General features: G+C 62.1%; 18 protein-coding genes. 10 read left to right on the top strand and 8 right to left on the bottom strand.

Going from position 1 to position 16,878, the window contains the following annotated elements; translation table 11 throughout:
* Positions 1-2 precede the first annotated feature (2 nt).
* From hflC to cfaB, 7 genes are all read left to right on the top strand, one after another.
* Positions 3-992, top strand: coding sequence for a protease modulator HflC (gene hflC / locus ICY20_RS08445; RefSeq protein ID WP_194937324.1), 990 nt, complete (start codon positions 3-5; stop codon positions 990-992).
* Entirely contained in the window at positions 989-2,023 is a 1,035-nt protein-coding gene (gene hflK, locus ICY20_RS08440) for a protease modulator HflK (protein ID WP_159960458.1), read from the top strand. The genes hflC and hflK overlap by 4 nt, the downstream gene beginning before the upstream one ends.
* Positions 2,020-3,912: a cation-translocating P-type ATPase gene (locus tag ICY20_RS08435; RefSeq protein WP_159960456.1), complete on the top strand. Its 1,893-nt coding sequence runs from the start codon at positions 2,020-2,022 to the stop codon at positions 3,910-3,912. Before hflK ends, ICY20_RS08435 begins: the two co-directional genes overlap by 4 nt.
* A 100-nt stretch (positions 3,913-4,012) precedes the next feature.
* Complete coding sequence (gene bufA2, locus ICY20_RS08430; protein WP_159960454.1) at positions 4,013-4,264, top strand: BufA2 family periplasmic bufferin-type metallophore; 252 nt, start codon at positions 4,013-4,015, stop codon at positions 4,262-4,264.
* A gap of 59 nt (positions 4,265-4,323) precedes the next feature.
* The gene (gene bufB / locus ICY20_RS08425) at positions 4,324-5,169 is read left to right on the top strand and encodes an MNIO family bufferin maturase (RefSeq protein WP_159960452.1); all 846 of its coding nucleotides are present in this window, start codon (positions 4,324-4,326) and stop codon (positions 5,167-5,169) included.
* A complete protein-coding gene (locus ICY20_RS08420; RefSeq protein ID WP_159960450.1) occupies positions 5,160-5,945 on the top strand; it encodes an HvfC/BufC N-terminal domain-containing protein in 786 nt (261 codons plus the stop codon). Before bufB ends, ICY20_RS08420 begins: the two co-directional genes overlap by 10 nt.
* A gap of 89 nt (positions 5,946-6,034) precedes the next feature.
* Positions 6,035-7,219: a C17 cyclopropane fatty acid synthase CfaB gene (gene cfaB / locus ICY20_RS08415; RefSeq protein ID WP_159960448.1), complete on the top strand. Its 1,185-nt coding sequence runs from the start codon at positions 6,035-6,037 to the stop codon at positions 7,217-7,219.
* Between the two features lie 134 nt (positions 7,220-7,353).
* On the opposite strand, the gene cls is transcribed toward cfaB, so the two are convergent.
* Positions 7,354-8,793, bottom strand: coding sequence for a cardiolipin synthase (gene cls, locus ICY20_RS08410; RefSeq protein ID WP_194937273.1), 1,440 nt, complete (start codon positions 8,791-8,793; stop codon positions 7,354-7,356).
* A 130-nt stretch (positions 8,794-8,923) separates the two neighbouring features.
* On the opposite strand from cls, the gene ICY20_RS08405 reads away from it, so the two are divergent.
* Complete coding sequence (locus ICY20_RS08405) at positions 8,924-9,445, top strand: DUF3617 domain-containing protein (protein WP_105521334.1); 522 nt, start codon at positions 8,924-8,926, stop codon at positions 9,443-9,445.
* Here the strand turns inward: ICY20_RS08405 and ICY20_RS08400 are convergent.
* The 6 genes from ICY20_RS08400 to folE2 are packed head-to-tail and all read right to left on the bottom strand — an operon-like array spanning position 9,442 to position 14,651.
* Positions 9,442-10,779 carry a dihydroorotase gene (locus tag ICY20_RS08400; RefSeq protein WP_159960444.1) on the bottom strand — a complete coding sequence of 446 codons (1,338 nt, stop codon included), beginning with the start codon at positions 10,777-10,779 and terminating at the stop codon, positions 9,442-9,444. The two genes, ICY20_RS08405 and ICY20_RS08400, sit on opposite strands and share 4 nt — an antisense overlap.
* Before the next feature lie 3 nt (positions 10,780-10,782).
* The gene (locus ICY20_RS08395) at positions 10,783-11,343 is read right to left on the bottom strand and encodes a gamma carbonic anhydrase family protein (protein ID WP_159960442.1); all 561 of its coding nucleotides are present in this window, start codon (positions 11,341-11,343) and stop codon (positions 10,783-10,785) included.
* Complete coding sequence (locus tag ICY20_RS08390; RefSeq protein ID WP_159960440.1) at positions 11,340-12,218, bottom strand: metal ABC transporter substrate-binding protein; 879 nt, start codon at positions 12,216-12,218, stop codon at positions 11,340-11,342. Before ICY20_RS08390 ends, ICY20_RS08395 begins: the two co-directional genes overlap by 4 nt.
* Positions 12,219-12,229: 11 nt before the next feature.
* Complete coding sequence (locus tag ICY20_RS08385; protein ID WP_159960438.1) at positions 12,230-13,096, bottom strand: metal ABC transporter permease; 867 nt, start codon at positions 13,094-13,096, stop codon at positions 12,230-12,232.
* Positions 13,096-13,764 (bottom strand): metal ABC transporter ATP-binding protein, encoded by a 669-nt coding sequence (locus ICY20_RS08380; protein ID WP_159960436.1) that lies wholly within the window; start codon positions 13,762-13,764, stop codon positions 13,096-13,098. Before ICY20_RS08380 ends, ICY20_RS08385 begins: the two co-directional genes overlap by 1 nt.
* Positions 13,761-14,651 (bottom strand): GTP cyclohydrolase FolE2, encoded by an 891-nt coding sequence (gene folE2, locus ICY20_RS08375; RefSeq protein WP_159960434.1) that lies wholly within the window; start codon positions 14,649-14,651, stop codon positions 13,761-13,763. Before folE2 ends, ICY20_RS08380 begins: the two co-directional genes overlap by 4 nt.
* A 128-nt stretch (positions 14,652-14,779) precedes the next feature.
* Between folE2 and ICY20_RS08370 the strand changes: the two genes are divergently transcribed.
* Entirely contained in the window at positions 14,780-15,982 is a 1,203-nt protein-coding gene (locus tag ICY20_RS08370; protein ID WP_159960432.1) for an N-acetylmuramoyl-L-alanine amidase, read from the top strand.
* Here ICY20_RS08370 and ICY20_RS08365 read toward each other — a convergent pair.
* Positions 15,979-16,347 carry a glutamine synthetase gene (locus ICY20_RS08365; RefSeq protein ID WP_159960430.1) on the bottom strand — a complete coding sequence of 123 codons (369 nt, stop codon included), beginning with the start codon at positions 16,345-16,347 and terminating at the stop codon, positions 15,979-15,981. The genes ICY20_RS08370 and ICY20_RS08365 overlap by 4 nt on opposite strands.
* Positions 16,348-16,473: 126 nt before the next feature.
* On the opposite strand from ICY20_RS08365, the gene dksA reads away from it, so the two are divergent.
* Positions 16,474-16,878 (top strand): RNA polymerase-binding protein DksA, encoded by a 405-nt coding sequence (gene dksA, locus ICY20_RS08360; protein WP_159960428.1) that lies wholly within the window; start codon positions 16,474-16,476, stop codon positions 16,876-16,878.

The following is a 16,878-nucleotide window of genomic DNA, read 5'->3' as shown; positions in this document are numbered from 1 at the left end:
GTCTGTTGAGCGCTCATTCCCACGATCACGGTCATCATCATGGCCATCACCACCATCATCACGGTGACGAACACGCTGCTGGCCCCTTCCCGTGGCGGCGCATGGCTTGGGCGGCGTTGCTGGTGCTGTTTGCGGTAGCGGCCGCCAGCCTGGTGCAGGTGCGTTCCGGCGAGGCTACGGTGATCACGCGCTTCGGCAACCCGGCGCGGGTGCTGTTGGAACCAGGCCTGGGCTGGCGCTGGCCAGCGCCGTTCGAGGCGGCAATCCCGGTGGATCTGCGCCTGCGCACCACCTCCAGTGGTTTGCAGGATGTGGGCACCCGTGATGGCCTGCGCATTATCGTGCAGGCCTACGTGGCGTGGCAGGTGCAGGGCGATGCCGACAATGTGCAGCGTTTTATGCGCGCGGTGCAGAACCAGCCGGATGAAGCGGCGCGGCAGATTCGCACCTTTGTTGGCTCGGCACTGGAAACCACGGCCGCCAGTTTCGACCTCTCCAGCCTGGTCAACACCGACGCCAGCCAAGTGCGCATCGCCGATTTCGAAGCGCAGCTGCGCCAGCAGATTGATCAACAATTGCTCACGACCTATGGCGTGCGCGTGGCGCAAGTCGGTATCGAACGGTTGACCCTACCATCGGTCACCCTCACCGCCACCGTCGACCGCATGCGCGCCGAGCGTGAAACCATTGCCACCGAACGCACCGCCGTGGGCAAGCGCGAGGCCGCGCAGATCCGCTCTGGCGCCGAGCGTGATGCGCGCATCGTGCAGGCCGACGCCACGGTGAAAGCCGCCGATATCGAAGCCCAATCGCGGGTCGAAGCCGCGCAGATCTACGGCCGCGCCTACGCCGGCAACCCGCAGCTGTACAACCTGCTGCGCTCGCTGGATACCTTGGGCACCGTGGTGACGCCGGGTACCAAGATCATCCTGCGCACCGATGCGGCGCCGTTTCGCGCCTTGGTGGACGGGCCGAAGGACGTCCAGCCATGACCGAGCGTGACAGCCCGGACAGCCCATGGATCCAGGCTGGGCGCCTGACTTTCCTGGCGCTGTACGCGGTAACCGTGCTGGCCGCGTTGGCCTGGGCGTTTTCCAATGTGCGCCAGATCGACCCGCAGAACCGCGCCGTGGTGCTGCACTTTGGCGCCCTGGACCGCATCCAGAATGCCGGGCTGTTGCTGGCCTGGCCGCAACCGTTTGAGCAAGTGGTGCTGTTGCCGGCGGCCGACCGGGTGATCGAGCGTAGGGTGGCGAACCTGCTGCGTTCCGACGCGGCGATCCAGGCGGACCGCGTGGCCAGTTTTGCCACGCCGCTGAGCGATGCCCTGGCTGGCTCCGGTTACCTGCTGACCGGCGATGCCGGGGTGGTACAGCTGGATGTGCGGGTGTTTTACAAAGTCACTGAGCCCTATGCCTTCGTGCTCCAGGGCGAGCATGTGTTGCCGGCCCTTGATCGCCTGGTGACCCGTAGCGCCGTTGCCCTTACGGCCGCCCGCGATCTGGATACGATTTTGGTGGCGCGCCCCGAGCTGATGGGCACTGACAACGGCGCCGCCGAGCGTCGTGAACGGCTGCGCGGTGACCTGGTGCAAGGCATCAATCAACAACTGGCAGCGTTGACGTCCAGTGGCTTGGGCCTGGGCATCGCCGTCACTCGTGTGGATGTGCAATCGAGCCTGCCAGGGCCGGCGGTGAATGCGTTCAACGCCGTACTGACCGCCAGCCAGCAAGCTGATAAAGCCGTGGCCAACGCCCGCACGGATGCAGAAAAACTCACCCAGACCGCCAATCAGCAGGCCGACCGCTTGGTGCAAGTGGCCCACGCCCAAGCCAGCGAACGCCTGGCCAATGCCCAGGCGCAAACCGCCACTGTAGCCAGCCTGGCCCAAGTGAAAGACCCGGGCTTGTTGCTGCGCCTATACCGCGAACGCTTGCCGAAGATCCTCGGCCAGGCCGGTTCCGTGACCACGGTCGACCCCAAAGACGACTCCCGCTTGATCATCCAGGGAGCCGAACAATGAGCGCACCTATGTTGACCTCCGCCGAGCAGCGCAGTGCTGCGCGGCAATTGACCCTGGCCATGCTGGCGCTCGGCCTACTGGTACTGGGCCTGGTGTGGCGCTGGCTGGCGCCGGACCAGAGCGGGGTGAGCCAGTTGCTGTTGGGCGTCGCTTCGCTGTTGGTGGCGGTGCCGGTGATGCGTTCGGCCTGGTACAGCCTGCGGTTTCCCAGCCTGCACGGCATCACCGACCAGTTGATCGCCCTGGCCATGCTTGGCGCCTGGGCGACCGGTGATCTGCTGACCGCCGCGCTGCTGCCGATCATCATGATCTTCGGCCATGTGCTGGAAGAGCGCAGCGTAATCGGTTCTCAGGAGGCCATTCACGCCCTGGGCAAATTGACCCGCAGCCATGCGCGTTTGGTGCAGGCCGATGGCAGCATCGTTGAAGTGGACAACGGCACGCTCAATACCGGCGATATCGTTGAAGTGCGCGCCGGTGACCGCGTGCCGGCCGATGGGGTGGTGTTGTCGGGCCAGGCGAGCCTGGACACGGCGCCGATTACCGGTGAGTCGGTGCCGTTGGAAGCCAGTGTGGGCGTGCAAGTGTTTGGGGGGGCGATCAATCTGGATGGGTTGCTGCGCCTTGAAGTGACACGCACCGGCCATGAATCCACTTTGGGCAAAGTCATCGCCCTGATGCAGAACGCCGAGCGTTCCAAGCCGCCGATCACGCGGCTGCTGGAGCGGTACGCCGGCAGCTATATGGTGTTGGTGTTGTTACTGGCAGCGGTGACCTGGTTTGTGACCAACGATGCCCAGGCGATGCTCGCGGTGTTGGTGGCGGCATGCCCCTGTGCATTGGTGTTGTCGGCGCCGGCTACCGCGATTGCGGGGATTGCCGTGGCAGCGCGCCATGGGATTTTGATTCGCAGCTCGGCGTTTCTGGAGGAATTGGCGGACCTGACCTCGTTGGTGGTCGACAAGACCGGCACCCTGACGTTTGGCACCCTGCGCCTGCAATCCATCGAAACCACCGCGCCGGATCGGCAGGTGTTGCTCAATCTGGCCGCCAGCTTGGGTTCGGCCAGCAGCCATCCGGTCAGCCGGGCGCTGGCGGGGTTGGCGACGCAGGAGCAGAGGCTGTCGCTAACCGATATCCGCGAGCGTCAGGGCCTGGGCGTGGTTGCGCAGACTTCGCAGGGCGAAGCGGCGTTGGGGCGGCCGGAGTTGTTTGAGCAGTTGGGCATCGTGACGACGCCGGTTCCGAACCATGATGGCCCGATTGCCGGTTTGGCCTTGAACGGGGCGTTTCTCGCCTGGCTGCTGCTGGCCGACAGCGTCAAACCCGAAGCCCGTCAGGCCCTGCAAGAGTTGCGTGACCTCGGCCTGGGCCGCCAACTGTTGCTCACCGGCGACCGCCAAAGCGTCGCCGACAGCCTGGCGCGGGACGTAGGCATCAGTGACGTTGAAGCCCAAGCCCTGCCGGAAGACAAGCTCAACCGCGTGTTGGGAGAGATCGGCAGCGGCTTCCGCCCGATGGTGGTAGGCGACGGCATCAACGATTCCCTGGCGCTCAAGGCCGGTGTAGTTGGCGTGGCGATGGGGGCGGGTGGGGCGGATATCGCGTTGGCCTCGGCGGATGTAGTGTTGATCGGCAGCGACCTGCGGCGCCTGGGCACGTGTGTGCGCTTGAGCCGCCAGTGCCGGCAGACCTTGCAGGTGAACGTGATCATCGGCCTGGGTTGGACGTTGGCCATCGTGGTGTTTGCCGCCTTCGGCTGGCTGGGGGCGGCGGGCGCGATGATTGCGGCGGTATTGCACAACCTCAGCACGTTATTGGTGCTGGGCAACGCCGGGCGTTTGCTGCGTTTTCAGGAGCCATTGTCCAAACTTGAAGAAAAATCTTGAAACCGTTGTAACGCCGATGGGGGGCCTCTCTCTAGTGGTGTGTCGAGACCGAGCAATCCGCTCGGACCGACACCCCTACCGATCTCTGAGGACTACAATAATGAACATCAAAAACGCCGTTTCCGGTGCAGCCCTGGCTATCGCTGCTGCCACAATGTTTGCCGGTGTTGCCACCCAGGTACAGGCTGCCGACGCTACTGTTCATTGCTACGGCGTCACTTCCTGCAAAGGCATGAATGACTGCAAGACCGCCGAAAACGCCTGTAAGGGCCAGGCTGCGTGCAAGGGGCACGGCTTCAAGGCCATGACCAAGGCCGCGTGCGATGCGGCTGGCGGCAAAGTCGGCGAGTAACCCCGTGCACCCGCAGCGGCTGCCTACGCCGCTGCGGACACTTTCCCCAGGAGTGTCTGATGCCGACGTCCCTTCCCAACCTCGGTTACGGCCTGGGTTTACGCAATGAATACTATGAGCAGATCCTTGAGCAATCCCCTGCGGTGGATTGGTTTGAAGTGATCTCCGAGAATTATTTGGTCCAGGGCGGCAAAGCCCTGTACTACCTGGATGCAATAGCCGAGCGTTACCCCCTGGTGATGCACGGTGTGTCCCTTTCCATCGGCGGGCCTCATGCCCTCGATATCGACTACCTCACGCAGATCAAGCAGCTCGCCGAGCGTATCCAGCCGGCGTGGGTCTCCGATCACCTGTGCTGGAGCCGCGGCAGCGCCCACCAGCTGCACGACCTGCTGCCCCTGCCTTACACCGAAGAAAGCCTCTACCACGTAGCCGCCCGCGTGCGCCAAGTGCAGGACGTGTTGCAGCGCCCACTGGTGCTGGAAAACGTCTCCAGTTACGTACGCGCCAAGGCCGATGAGTTTACCGAGTGGGAATTCCTCACCGCGTTGGCCCACCTGTCGGGGTGCCAACTGCTGCTGGACGTTAACAACGTGTATGTCAGCTCGCGCAATCATGGCTTCGACGCCTGGACGTTTATCCGTAATCTGCCGCCCGACAGCATCCGCCAACTGCACCTGGCCGGGCATAAGGATTATGGCGACTACGTGGTCGATACCCATGACCATCCGGTGTGCGATCCGGTGTGGGCGCTGTACCAGCAGACGTTGGAACACCTGGGGCCTGTTTCGACATTGTTGGAGCGTGATGACCACTTCCCACCGTTCGAAGAGTTACTCACCGAATTGAGCAAGGCGCGTGAACTGGGTGCTGAGGCGTTGGCCAGGAGACCGCTATGCGCCTGACCGATTGGCAGTTGGCCTTTGAACATCACCTACTCACGGAGTCGCCAGTTGCCAGCGCGGGTTTCGCCGCCACCTTGATGGGCGGCCCGACGCTGGATGTGGAAACGGGCTTGGCGATTTATCACAACGCTTACCTGGCGCGGTTACAGGAAGTGTTGCGACACGACTTCAGCGCCACGCGCTATTGGCTGGGTGATGATGAGTTCGCGTTGCTGGCCGAAGCCTACGTGCGCCGTTATCCGTCGGGCCATTACAGCCTGCGTTGGCTCGGTGAGCGCTTACCCGGGTTTATCACAGAGCATTTGATCGCCGAGCAAAGCGCGCCACTGGCCGAACTGGCTCGGCTGGAGTGGGCGTTTACGCTGGCCTTCGACGCGCCGCAGGGTCATGCGCTGAGCCTCAATGACATGGCGCAGTTGCCGCCAGAGGCCTGGCCGGATTTGCACGTCACGCTGGCGCCATCGGTGCAGCAGTTGCTGTGCCACTTCAATACCGTGGCGATCTGGCGGGCCAGCAAGGACGACTCAGGCTTCCCCGGTAGCCAGGCCCTTGAGTTTGCGCAGGTTTGCCTGGTGTGGCGTTCTCAGAACGTGTGCCATTACCGCAGCCTGGAGCCGGCAGAAGCCTGTGCGTTGGCGGGTATGGTGACCAGCGGCTGGTGCTTCTCAGAACTGTGCGCTGAGTTGGCAGTCACTTATGCAGAGGGTGCGCCCCTGCAAGCCGTTACATGGCTGAAGCAGTGGGTGCAGGAGGGGCTGATCGAGCGTCGAACTTAGTCGGCGGGGTGCTACCAATAGATAGCTGCCTACTTTTATAGGGATGGTCTACCCTCACTCCAGACGTCTGAAACAAGGGGGGACTACTCATGCTCGCGCAACTTCCACCGGCCTTACAGAATCTTCAGCTACCGCTGCGTCTTCGACTCTGGGATGGCCATGAATTCAACTTGGGCCCTGAGCCCAGTGTGACCATCGTGGTGAAGGACCCCACCGTCGTGACACAGCTGACCCATCCCACGCTCGATTCCCTAGGCGAAGCCTTTATCGAGGGCAAACTGGAGCTGGAAGGCTCCATCACCGAAGTGATCCGGGTGTGCGACGAGTTGAGCCACGCCCTGATTGAGGACGACGAGGGGAGTCGTCCGGTGCGCTCGACCCACGACAAGGCCACTGACGCGGCGGCCATCTCCTACCACTACGACCTGTCTAACGCGTTCTACCAGCTGTGGCTGGACCAGGACATGGCGTACTCCTGCGGTTATTTCGAAACCGGCAGCGAATCCATCGACCAAGCCCAACAAGACAAATTTCGCCACCTGTGCCGCAAGCTGCGGTTGCAGCCGGGCGAGTATTTGCTCGATGTCGGCTGTGGCTGGGGCGGGCTGGCGCGCTTTGCGGCGCGGGAATTCGGGGTGAAAGTGTTTGGCATCACCCTGAGTAAAGAACAGTTGACGCTGGCCCGGGAGCGGGTGAACGCCGAGGGCCTGGAAGACCAGGTTGACCTGCAACTACTCGACTACCGCGACCTGCCGCAAGACGGGCGTTTCGACAAAGTGGTGAGCGTGGGCATGTTTGAACACGTCGGCCACGCCAACCTGGCCGCCTACTGCCAAACCTTGTTCGGCGCGGTGCGTGAAGGTGGCCTGGTGATGAACCATGGCATTACCGCCAAGCACACCGACGGCCGCCCCGTGGGCCGTGGCGCCGGAGAGTTTATCGAGCGCTATGTGTTCCCCAACGGCGAGCTGCCGCACCTGGCGATGATGACGGCTGAGCTCAGCGAAGTTGGGCTGGAAGTGGTCGACGTCGAAAGCCTGCGCCTGCATTACGCGCGCACGCTGGACCACTGGAGCGAGCGCCTGGAAGACAACCTGGAAGCCGCCGCGAAGATGGTGCCGGAGCAGGCATTGCGTATCTGGCGGTTGTACCTGGCCGGGTGTGCGTATGCGTTTGCGCGGGGGTGGATCAACTTGCATCAGATATTGGCGGTGAAACCCCATGCCGATGGCGGCCATGAACTGCCATGGACGCGGGAAGATATCTACCGCTGATCTTCTGAATACACTGAAGATCAAAATGTGGGAGGGGGCTTGCTCCCGATTGCAGTGTGTCAGTCACACATATATCAACTGAACCACTGCTATCGGGAGCAAGCCCCCTCCCACATTTTTCACCGCGTCGCCTGTTAGAGAATCGGCGAGATCAAGCGCGCCACCCGCATCCCCAACTGCTGCAAACGCGGGGTCTCGCGGCTTTCTTCCTGGCTGACCTCATGGGCCAAGGCGAAATCATCCAGCAACATCTGCTCCACTTCGCGGGCAAAACCCTCATCCACCGTCAGCAACATCACTTCGAAATTCAGCCGGAACGATCGGTTGTCCATGTTCGCACTGCCGATGGCGCTGATTTCGCTGTCCACCAACACCACCTTCTGATGCAGGAACCCCGGCGTATATCGAAATACCCGCACGCCTGCGCGCACGGCTTCAATCGCATAAAGGCTCGAAGCGGCGTAGACGATGCGGTGATCGGGCCGCGACGGCAGCAGCAAGCGCACATCGACGCCGCGCAACACCGCCAGGCGCAACGCGGCGAACACGGCTTCGTCGGGTATGAAATAGGGGCTGGTGATCCACACCCGTTCGGTTGCGGCATGGATAGCTTCGACGAAGAACAGTGAACAGGTTTCGTAAGGGTCGGCCGGGCCGCTGGCGAGCAGTTGGCAGAGCACGCCATCTTCGGGGTAGGCGTCCGGGAGGATCAGCGGCGGCAACTCACGCGCCGCCCAGAACCAGTCCTCGGCAAACGACTCCTGCAAACACGCGACCACAGGGCCGGTGACCTGCATATGGGTATCGCGCCACGGTGCCAGTGGCGGCTTTTTGCCCAGGTATTCATCGCCCACGTTATGCCCGCCGACAAACCCGGTGATGCCGTCCACCACCACGATCTTGCGGTGGTTACGAAAGTTGACCTGGAAACGATTGAGCCATCCGCTGCGGGTGGCGAATGCCTTCACCTGTACGCCGGCATCGCGCAGCGATTGCACGTAGCGATGGGGCAGGGCGTGGCTGCCGATGCGGTCGTAGAGCACGTAAATGGCGACGCCTTCGGCGGCTTTCTTCTTCAACAGGGTGTGCAGTTGGCGGCCAAGTTCGTCGTCATGAATGATGAAAAACTGGAACAGCACGGCGGTCTTGGCGCTGCGAATGGCGTCGAAAATCGCGCTGAAGGTGGCGTCGCCATTGATCAACAAGCGCACTTCGTTGTTGGCCAGGCACGGCATGCGCCCCAGCTTGGGCATGGCGCGCAAGGAGGCATAGGCGCTGGAGTTTCGTGCGGCCAACGCCTCTTCGACCCAGGGGCGCCAGTTCAGCTCGGCGATGGCGCTGTGCATTTCCTGGTTGGCCTGGCGGCGTGCCTGGATATAGGCGTCGAAGGTGCTGCGGCCAAAAATCAGGTAGGGGATCAGCGTGAGGTAGGGAATGAACATCAGCGACAAGGCCCAGGCGATGGAGCCTTGGGCGGTCCTGACGGTCAGCACCGCGTGGAGCGCGGCGAGGGTGCCGAAAAAATGCAGCGTGGCAATGAAGTAGGCGAGCAGGTGCGGGCCAAAGAAATCCATGGACGGCGATACTCCAGACAATCCAATGCCTAACAGACCATGAACGGCTATGAATGTCGCTATTTTATTTGCCGTGCAACACTGGCGGCTTTGCGGCGTCTAACGCCCAACATTACCCAGGAGTTACCCGATGAATGCTCGTTTGCTCTGTTTAGCCATGGTCACTGGTTTGGCGCTGCCGGTAGCGGCGCAGGCGCAGATGCTGGCGCCGGGCTTGTGGGAATTGACCACCAGCAACATGAAAGTGGATAACCAGGACCTGCCGGATTTGTCGCTGATTCTCGGCCAGCTCAAGCAACAGATGACCCCTGAACAGCGCGCCATGCTGGAAAAACAAGGCATCACCATGGCCGGTAAAGGCGTGCAGGTGTGCTTGACCCCGGCACAGGTGGCCTCCGATTCGATCCCCCTGACCGACCCGCAATCGGGCTGTAAACAGGAAGTGACCGACAAGACCGGTAACCAGTGGAAATTCCGTTTCAGCTGCCCGAAAGCCCAAGGCACGGGTGTGGCGACTTTCCAGAGCCAGAAAGAATTCACCACCACCGTCAACGGCACGTTCAATGCTACCGGCATCCAGCAGAAGGGCAGCCTGGACAGCCACGCCCAATGGCTTGGCAACGATTGCGGCACGGTCAAACCCCGCGCTTAACGCAAGAAATGCAGCGGCAAACCCTGGCAGCTGTCGACCACTTGGCCGTTGTGCCAGGCCAGGTGGCCGGACACCAACGTGGTACTGACGCTGTGACGAAAGCTGCGTTCGGCGAAAGGTGTCCAGCCACAGCGCCCCAGGATCGGCTGGCTGCTCACCGGTTTGCCGTCGGGCTCGGGCTGGATCAACACCAGGTCGGCCCAATAGCCTTCGCGCAAATAGCCGCGATCGGGAATGGCAAACAGGTCCGCCACGCGATGGCTGGTTTTGGCCACCAGCGTCGCCAGGGGCAAAAGCCCATCCGCCACCAACTCCAATAACGCCGGCAGCGCATGCTGCACCAGGGGCAAACCTGACGGCGCCTCTCGATACCCCAACTGTTTTTGCGCCCAAGTGTGCGGCGCATGGTCACTGCCAATCACATCCAGACGATCACTGAGCAAGGCTTGGCGCAGCGCGTCGCGGTCGGCGCGGGTCTTGATCGCCGGGTTGCATTTGATCTGGTGGCCCAGGCGGTGATAGTCGCGGTCATCGAACAATAAGTGGTGCAGGCAGACTTCGGCGGTGATGCGCTTTTGCGCCAGCGGTTTGTCTTCGAACAGCGCCAGTTCTCGTGCGCTGGTCAGGTGCAGTACATGCAGGCGTGTACCGTGACGCTTGGCCAATTCCACCGCAAACGACGACGAGCGATAACACGCCTCGGCATCGCGGATCAGTGGGTGAGCGACAGCGGGGATGTGCTCGCCAAAACGTTCGCGCAAGCGCTGCTCGTTGGCCAGGATACTCGGCGTGTGTTCGCAGTGGGCCAGCAGAATGGTCGGCACTTCAGCAAACAGGCGTTCCAGGATGCGCGGGTCGTCCACCAGCATATTGCCGGTGGAGGCGCCCATGAACACTTTGACCCCGGCCACTTGGCTCGGGTCCAGGGCGGCAACGGTATCGAGGTTGTCGTTGCTCACTCCAAAGTGAAAGCCGTAGTTGGCCACCGAATGTAGAGAGGCGCGGCGCTTTTTGTCGGCCAGGGCTTCCAAGTTCAGGGTGGCCGGGTTGGTGTTGGGCATGTCCATGAAGCTGGTGATGCCGCCGGCCACCGCCGCGCGGGACTCGCTGTAGAAGCTGCCTTTGTCGGGCGCGCCGGGTTCGCGAAAATGCACCTGGTCGTCGATCATGCCCGGCAGCAGCCATTGGCCTTTGGCGTCGATGGCCACGGGGGCGTTGCAGCCCTCAATACTGCTGGCGATCTTCTCGATGCGGCCGTTGGATACCAGCACATCAGCGTCGAACTCTTGGCCTTCGTTCACCAGGCGGGCATTGCGGATCAGCAGGCGGCTCATGGTTCAGAACTCGTTTTGCAGGGCTTTGTAGCCGCGCACCAGGTCGACATTGGTGCGCGCCACGTCTTCGGAAAATTCCGATGCGCTGACGCTCACCGGCGGGAATTGCGACAGGTCGGTGCTGGGCCCGATGCGGGTGGTGGAGGGCACGTAGAACGCATCCGGCAAGTCGCGGCCATCGACCACCGAGTTGTGGCGCACCACGCAGCCATCGCCTAGGGCGCAGTTGAACAGCACGCTGTTGAAACCGATGAACACGCGGTCACCGACCGTGCAGGGGCCGTGGACGATGGAGCGGTGGGCGATCGAGGTGAATTCGCCTATCGTCACCGCCGCGCCGGATTTGGAGTGGATGACCACGCCGTCCTGAATGTTGGAGTTGGCGCCGATGGTGATCGGGTCCATGGCGCCGCTGGCGTCAACCTCGTCGGCGCGGATCACGGCGTAGGGGCCGACGAAGACATTCTCGCCGATGATGACTTTGCCGCAGATGATCGCGGTCTTGTCGACGTAGGCCGATTCGGCAATCACCGGCAGATCGCCGGACGGGTTCTTGCGGATCATGGCTTGCCCAACGCGGCGCAGAGCGTGTTGAGGTTGTACTCGAACAACCCGATGAAGGTGCTGGCCGGGCCTTTAGCAGCGAGGGCGTCGGAGTACAGCGTGCCGCCGATTTGCGCGCCGCTTTCGTCAGCGATCTGCTTGAGCAGGCGTGAATCCTTGATGTTTTCCATGAACACGGCCTTGACCTTGTCTTTGCGAATTTGGGTAATCAACGCCGCCACTTCGGCGGCAGACGGCTCACGCTCGGTGGACAGGCCCTGTGGCGCGAGGAACTCGATGCCATACGCCTGGCCCAGGTAACCGAAGGCGTCGTGGGACGTAACGATGCGGCGGTTGCCCGGCGGCAGCGCGGCAAACTTGGTTTTGGCTTCGGCCAGCAGGCGGTAGATGTCTTGCAGGTAGGCTTGGCTATTGCGCTGGTAATCAGCCTTGTTGGCCGGGTCGGCGGTGATCAGTGCCTTGGTGATGTTGTTTACATAGATTTCAGCGTTGGCCAAGTTATGCCAGGCGTGCGGGTCGGGGATGGTTTCACCGTCTTCGTCCATGGTGTGGGAGATCACGCCCTTGCTGGCGGTGACCACGGTGGCCTTGGTTTCGGTGCTGGTCACCAGGCGGTCGAGCCAGGGTTCGAAACCCAGGCCGTTCTTGATGATCACGCGGGCCTTGAGCAGCGCCTTGGCGTCGTCCGGGCTTGGCTCGTAGGTGTGGGCGTCGGCGTCGGGGCCGACCATGTTGCTGATCTGGATGTGATCGCCACCAATCTGGTGGGTGATGTCATCGAGAATGCTGAAGCTGGTGACCACTTGGAGTTTGTCGGCAGCCTGGGCCATCGACAGCGGCAGCAGAAGACTGAACAGCACGAGTAAAGCGCGCATCGGGGAACACCTCATTGGGATGTAAGAGAGGGCGGGCGGCGCAGCAAACCGTGCACCGGACCGAAGGCCACAGACAGCAAATACCCGGCGCCCGCTACCAGCACGATGGCCGGGCCGCTGGGCAACGAGTAGTAAAACGACAGCAACAAGCCCAGCCATACCGACAGGCAGCCAAGCACTGCCGATACCGCGATCAGTACCGGCAGGCGCCGGCTCCAGAAGCGTGAAGCAATGGCCGGCAACATCATCAGGCCCACCACCATCAGCGCGCCGATGGCCTGGAAACCGATCACCAGGTTCAGCACCACAAGGGTCAGAAACACGCCGTGGGCCAACGGGCCGAGACGGCTGACGGTTTGCAGGAACAGCGGGTCGAGGGTGTCCAGCAGCAGCGGTTTGCAGATCACCGCCATGGCGATCAGGCTGAACCCGGTGACCCAGAGCATGCCGGTGAGGGTGGTTTGATCCACCGCGAGGGCAGAGCCGAAGAGCAGGTGCAGCAGGTCCAGGCGTTTGCCGGCGATGCCGAGGATCAGCACACCGGCGGCAAGGGAGATGGGGTAGATGGCGGCGAGGCTGGCGTCTTCACGCAAGCCGGTGCGGCGGGTGATCCACGCGGACAAGCCGGCCATGCTCAGCCCGGCACCGAGGCCGCCGAGGGTCAGGGCGGGCAGGCTCAGGCCGGCAAACCAGAAGCCGAGGGCAGCGCCGGGCAATATGCCGTGGGCGACGGCGTCGCCGATCAGGCTCATGCGTCGCAGGATCAGGAATACGCCCAGTGGCGCGGTACTACAGGCCAGTACCAGCCCGCCGATGAGCGCGCGGCGCATGAAGACGAAGTCGACGAAGGGCATCCACAGGTGGGCGGCAAAGTGCATCAGGCCACCTGCATGTGGGGCTGTGGGCGGATCAGCGCTTTGCTGTCGCCGAAGACGCAGCCGGTGCGCTTGATCTGTACGACTTGCTGGGTGTGATGGCGCACGGAGGCCAGGTCATGGCAAACGATCACCACCGTACGGCCTTCGTCGTGCCAGGCGTGCACATGTTTCCAGCACAGCGCCTGGCCTTCTTCGTCGAGGGCGGCGTGGGGTTCGTCGAGCAGCAACACCGGCGCCTGCGCCAGGCTCATGCGGGCGAGCAGGGCACGTTGCAGCTCACCGCCGGACAAGGCCATCAACGGGCGGTGCTCCAGGCCGCTGAGGCACCAGTCTTCCAATACGGCTTCAAGGCGTTGGCTGCGCTGTTGCGGCGAGAGCTGGGTGCCCCAGAAACCGGCGGCGACCAACTCTTGCAGGCTGATGGGGAACTGGCGGTCGAGGTGCTGTTGCTGGGGCAGGAACGACAGGCCGCCACGGCGTGGAACATCCACGGTTACCTTTCCCGCTAGCGGCTTTTGCAAGCCGGCGATGACTTTAAGCAGGCTGCTTTTGCCGGTGCCATTGGCGCCGATGATGCCGGTGAGGCTGCCTTTATCGAGGGTGAAGTCTAGGGCGGGTGTCAGCGGTTGGCCAGGCGCGCCCCAACGTAAAGCGGTGCAGGTGATCATGCAGGGTGTCTCGTCCAGCGGCTTTCAGCCACGGCATCGTGCGCGTGCAGGCTTTCGGCGTGGATCACTTTCAGGTGGAAGGCTTTGACGGCGTCCGAGCGTTTCAAGGCGAGGTTGAGGCGGCGGGCGGCGTCTTCGCAGAACATCAGGTTCTGCCCGTTGGCCAGGGCGAAGGCTTGTTCGTCCGCGCGTTTTACAGCGGTTTGTACGGCGGTGCCGAGGGCGGCTTCGGCGGCGTTGATCAGGTCGGTCAGCGGCAGGTCAACGCCTTGCAACTGGATGTTGAGCTGCGCCGTGCTGCGCTGGCTGTGGGGTGTGGCAGTGATGCCGTTGGCGCTGCCAAGCCAAGCCAGCACGTCTTCATGCTGCAACGGCGTGTTGGCGAAATCCTGGAGAAATTGTTGCTGAATCAACTGCCTGGCGAGGGCAGCCGAGCACGGGCAGGTTGAGGAGTAGGTAACGTCAATTTTTAGTTCCACGTGGAACATCTGGTTTTCCAGACGCGCTTCGATGCTCACTGGGTAGCTTTTCCAACCGGCTAATGGGCTGATCAGTGCCGGGCGTTTGAGCAGCAAATCGGTGTGGATACGCAGGAAGGCGTTCTTAGATAAACCTTCATGTGTGTCGAGGAAGCGCTGCAGTACATTACGCAGAAGTGCAGGTGTAAGGGGCTGCTGCTCAAGCATCTCCAGCGCCAGGTACAGGCGTGACATGTGGATGCCACGGGCCTCGCCATCGTCCAGGCTTACGCCGGCATCGGCGCTGGCGCTGAGGCGTTGGCCGTCAATGAAGATGGGTAGGGCAATGCCGCACATGCCGACCCAATCGAGTGGCAAGGCTTGGCGTGAAGCCTGCGCGGCGATATCCGGCAGAGTCAGCGCATTCATGAGCAGGTCCATCGTTGGTAATAATTAGACATGTTATAGTATAACAATAAGGTCGACGATGAATATTCTGCTCCAGCCTTTTTTCAGTCATGTCGAGTAGGGATGCTCCTCCATTCGCGGTAGTTGTCATGCACAGACGTCAGCTCCTAAACCTGCTGCTCGCCAGCCCTTTGTTCACGCTGCCGTTTGCGGCGAATGCCACGCAGGTCAGCAATGCGCGCTTGTGGCGCTCGGACGACAAGCTGCGATTGGTGTTCGACCTCAGCGGCCCGGTGCAGTACAAAACCTTTTCCCTCACTGCACCGGAGCGCCTGATCATCGATTTGAGCGGGGCAGGGCTCAGCGGTGATTTCTCGCAACTGGCGTTGAAGAACAGCGGGATTACCGCGATCCGCTCGGGGCATTTTGGCAAGAGCGACACGCGCATCGTGCTGGACCTGGCGGCGCCGATGCAGCTCAACAGCTTTCTACTGCCCCCCCAGGATGGGCAGGGGCATCGCCTGGTGCTGGACCTGACCAGCGCCACCCAGGCCCCCCGTCAAATCGCGGCTGAGCCCAGGCCGCCGGTGGATAGAACCCATCCCAAGCGCGACATCATCGTGGTGGTCGACCCCGGCCACGGCGGTAAAGACCCTGGCGCCGTTGGCTCCAAGGGCCAGCGCGAGAAAGACGTGGTGCTGTCTATCGCCCAGCTATTGGCCAAACGCTTGAAGCGCGAGAAGGGTTTTGACGTGAAACTGGTGCGTAACGACGACTTCTTTGTGCCACTGCGCAAGCGTGTAGACATCGCCCGTCAGCACAAGGCCGACATGTTTATCTCGGTACATGCCGATGCCGCGCCACGGCTGACGGCGTCGGGGGCCTCGGTGTATGCGCTGTCTGAAGGTGGTGCGACCTCCGCCACGGCACGCTTTATGGCCCAGCGCGAAAATGGTGCCGACCTGCTGGGGGCCACCACGCTGCTCAATCTCAAGGACAAAGACCCGATGTTGGCCGGGGTCATTCTGGATATGTCGATGAACGCCACCATCGCCTCCAGCCTGCAACTGGGCAGCTCGATCCTGGGCAGCCTGGAAGGCATCACCAGCCTGCATCAGAAACGCGTGGAACAGGCCGGGTTCGCGGTGCTCAAGTCACCGGATGTGCCGTCGATTTTGGTGGAGACCGGGTTTATCTCCAACACTCGGGATGCTGCGCGCTTGGTCACGGCGCGTCATCAACAGGCAGTTGCGGATGGTTTGTTCGAAGGCCTTAAACGGTATTTCGAGAAGAACCCACCGATGAACAGCTACATGGCCTGGGCTCAGGAGCAGAAAAACGCCCAGGTCTAACAGCCCGTCATCCGGTTGCACGTGAACTTGGCGCTGGCCCCCCCGGAACTGGAAAACCGGTTGATCGTGGTCCAGCCCACCCGCCGCGTGTAGCCGACCCACGCCTCCCCATCCGAGGCCAACCCGGTAAAGAACGTCAGCTGCCCATAGCGGCTGTTGGTCTGCGCCCAATAGCGTTTGCCGATCACCTCATAGCCACGCAAATACGTAGTGCTGCCTACCGTCGCCACGCTGTAAGCATTGCCCTGTGGGTCTATGCACGCCAGCAGGTTGGCGCTGCGTGTGCAATTGGCCAGCAGGCTTGGCACTTGGGCGCAGGCCGGTACTGCCGCTGCCAATAGCAGGGGGCACACCAGGTATTTCATAGGGTTTCTCGGGGCGGGAAGGTGCTCAAGCATTGCGCCCTTCGTCGTGGCGTTCAAGAGGGATTGGCTTATTTGTATTGTTATACTATAACATTAAAGCACAGCCTGACCCGTGAATCGCTCTCCATGACCCGACAAGACCTGCTGGCCCAGCCGGCCGCCGACTACATGAATGAAGCCCAGCAAGGCTTCTTCCGTGAGCTGCTGCTAACCCAACGCAACGAGCTGCAAGCCCGCATCGAAGCCGAGTTCCTGGTGCTGCGTGAGCAGGAAACCAACAGCGACCTGGCCGACATAGGCAGCGCCGAAGAGCAGCGCCAATGGCAACTGCGCCTGCTGGAGCGCGAGAAAAAGCTGCTGGACAAGATCGACGACGCCCTCGAACTGCTGGCTCGCGGTGAATACGGCTGGTGCCGTGAAACGGGTGAAGCGATCGGCCTGCAACGCCTGCTGCTGCGCCCCACCGCCACCCTGTGTATCGAAGCCAAAGAACGTGAAGAGCTGCGCGAACGCCATAAACGGGCGATTTGA

The sequence above is a fragment of the Pseudomonas pisciculturae genome, from assembly GCF_015461805.1.
In the GTDB taxonomy this organism is placed as follows: Bacteria; Pseudomonadota; Gammaproteobacteria; order Pseudomonadales; family Pseudomonadaceae; genus Aquipseudomonas; species Aquipseudomonas pisciculturae.
Note: the sequence above shows the minus strand (reverse complement) of the source record. Positions and strands in the feature narration are given on the sequence as shown.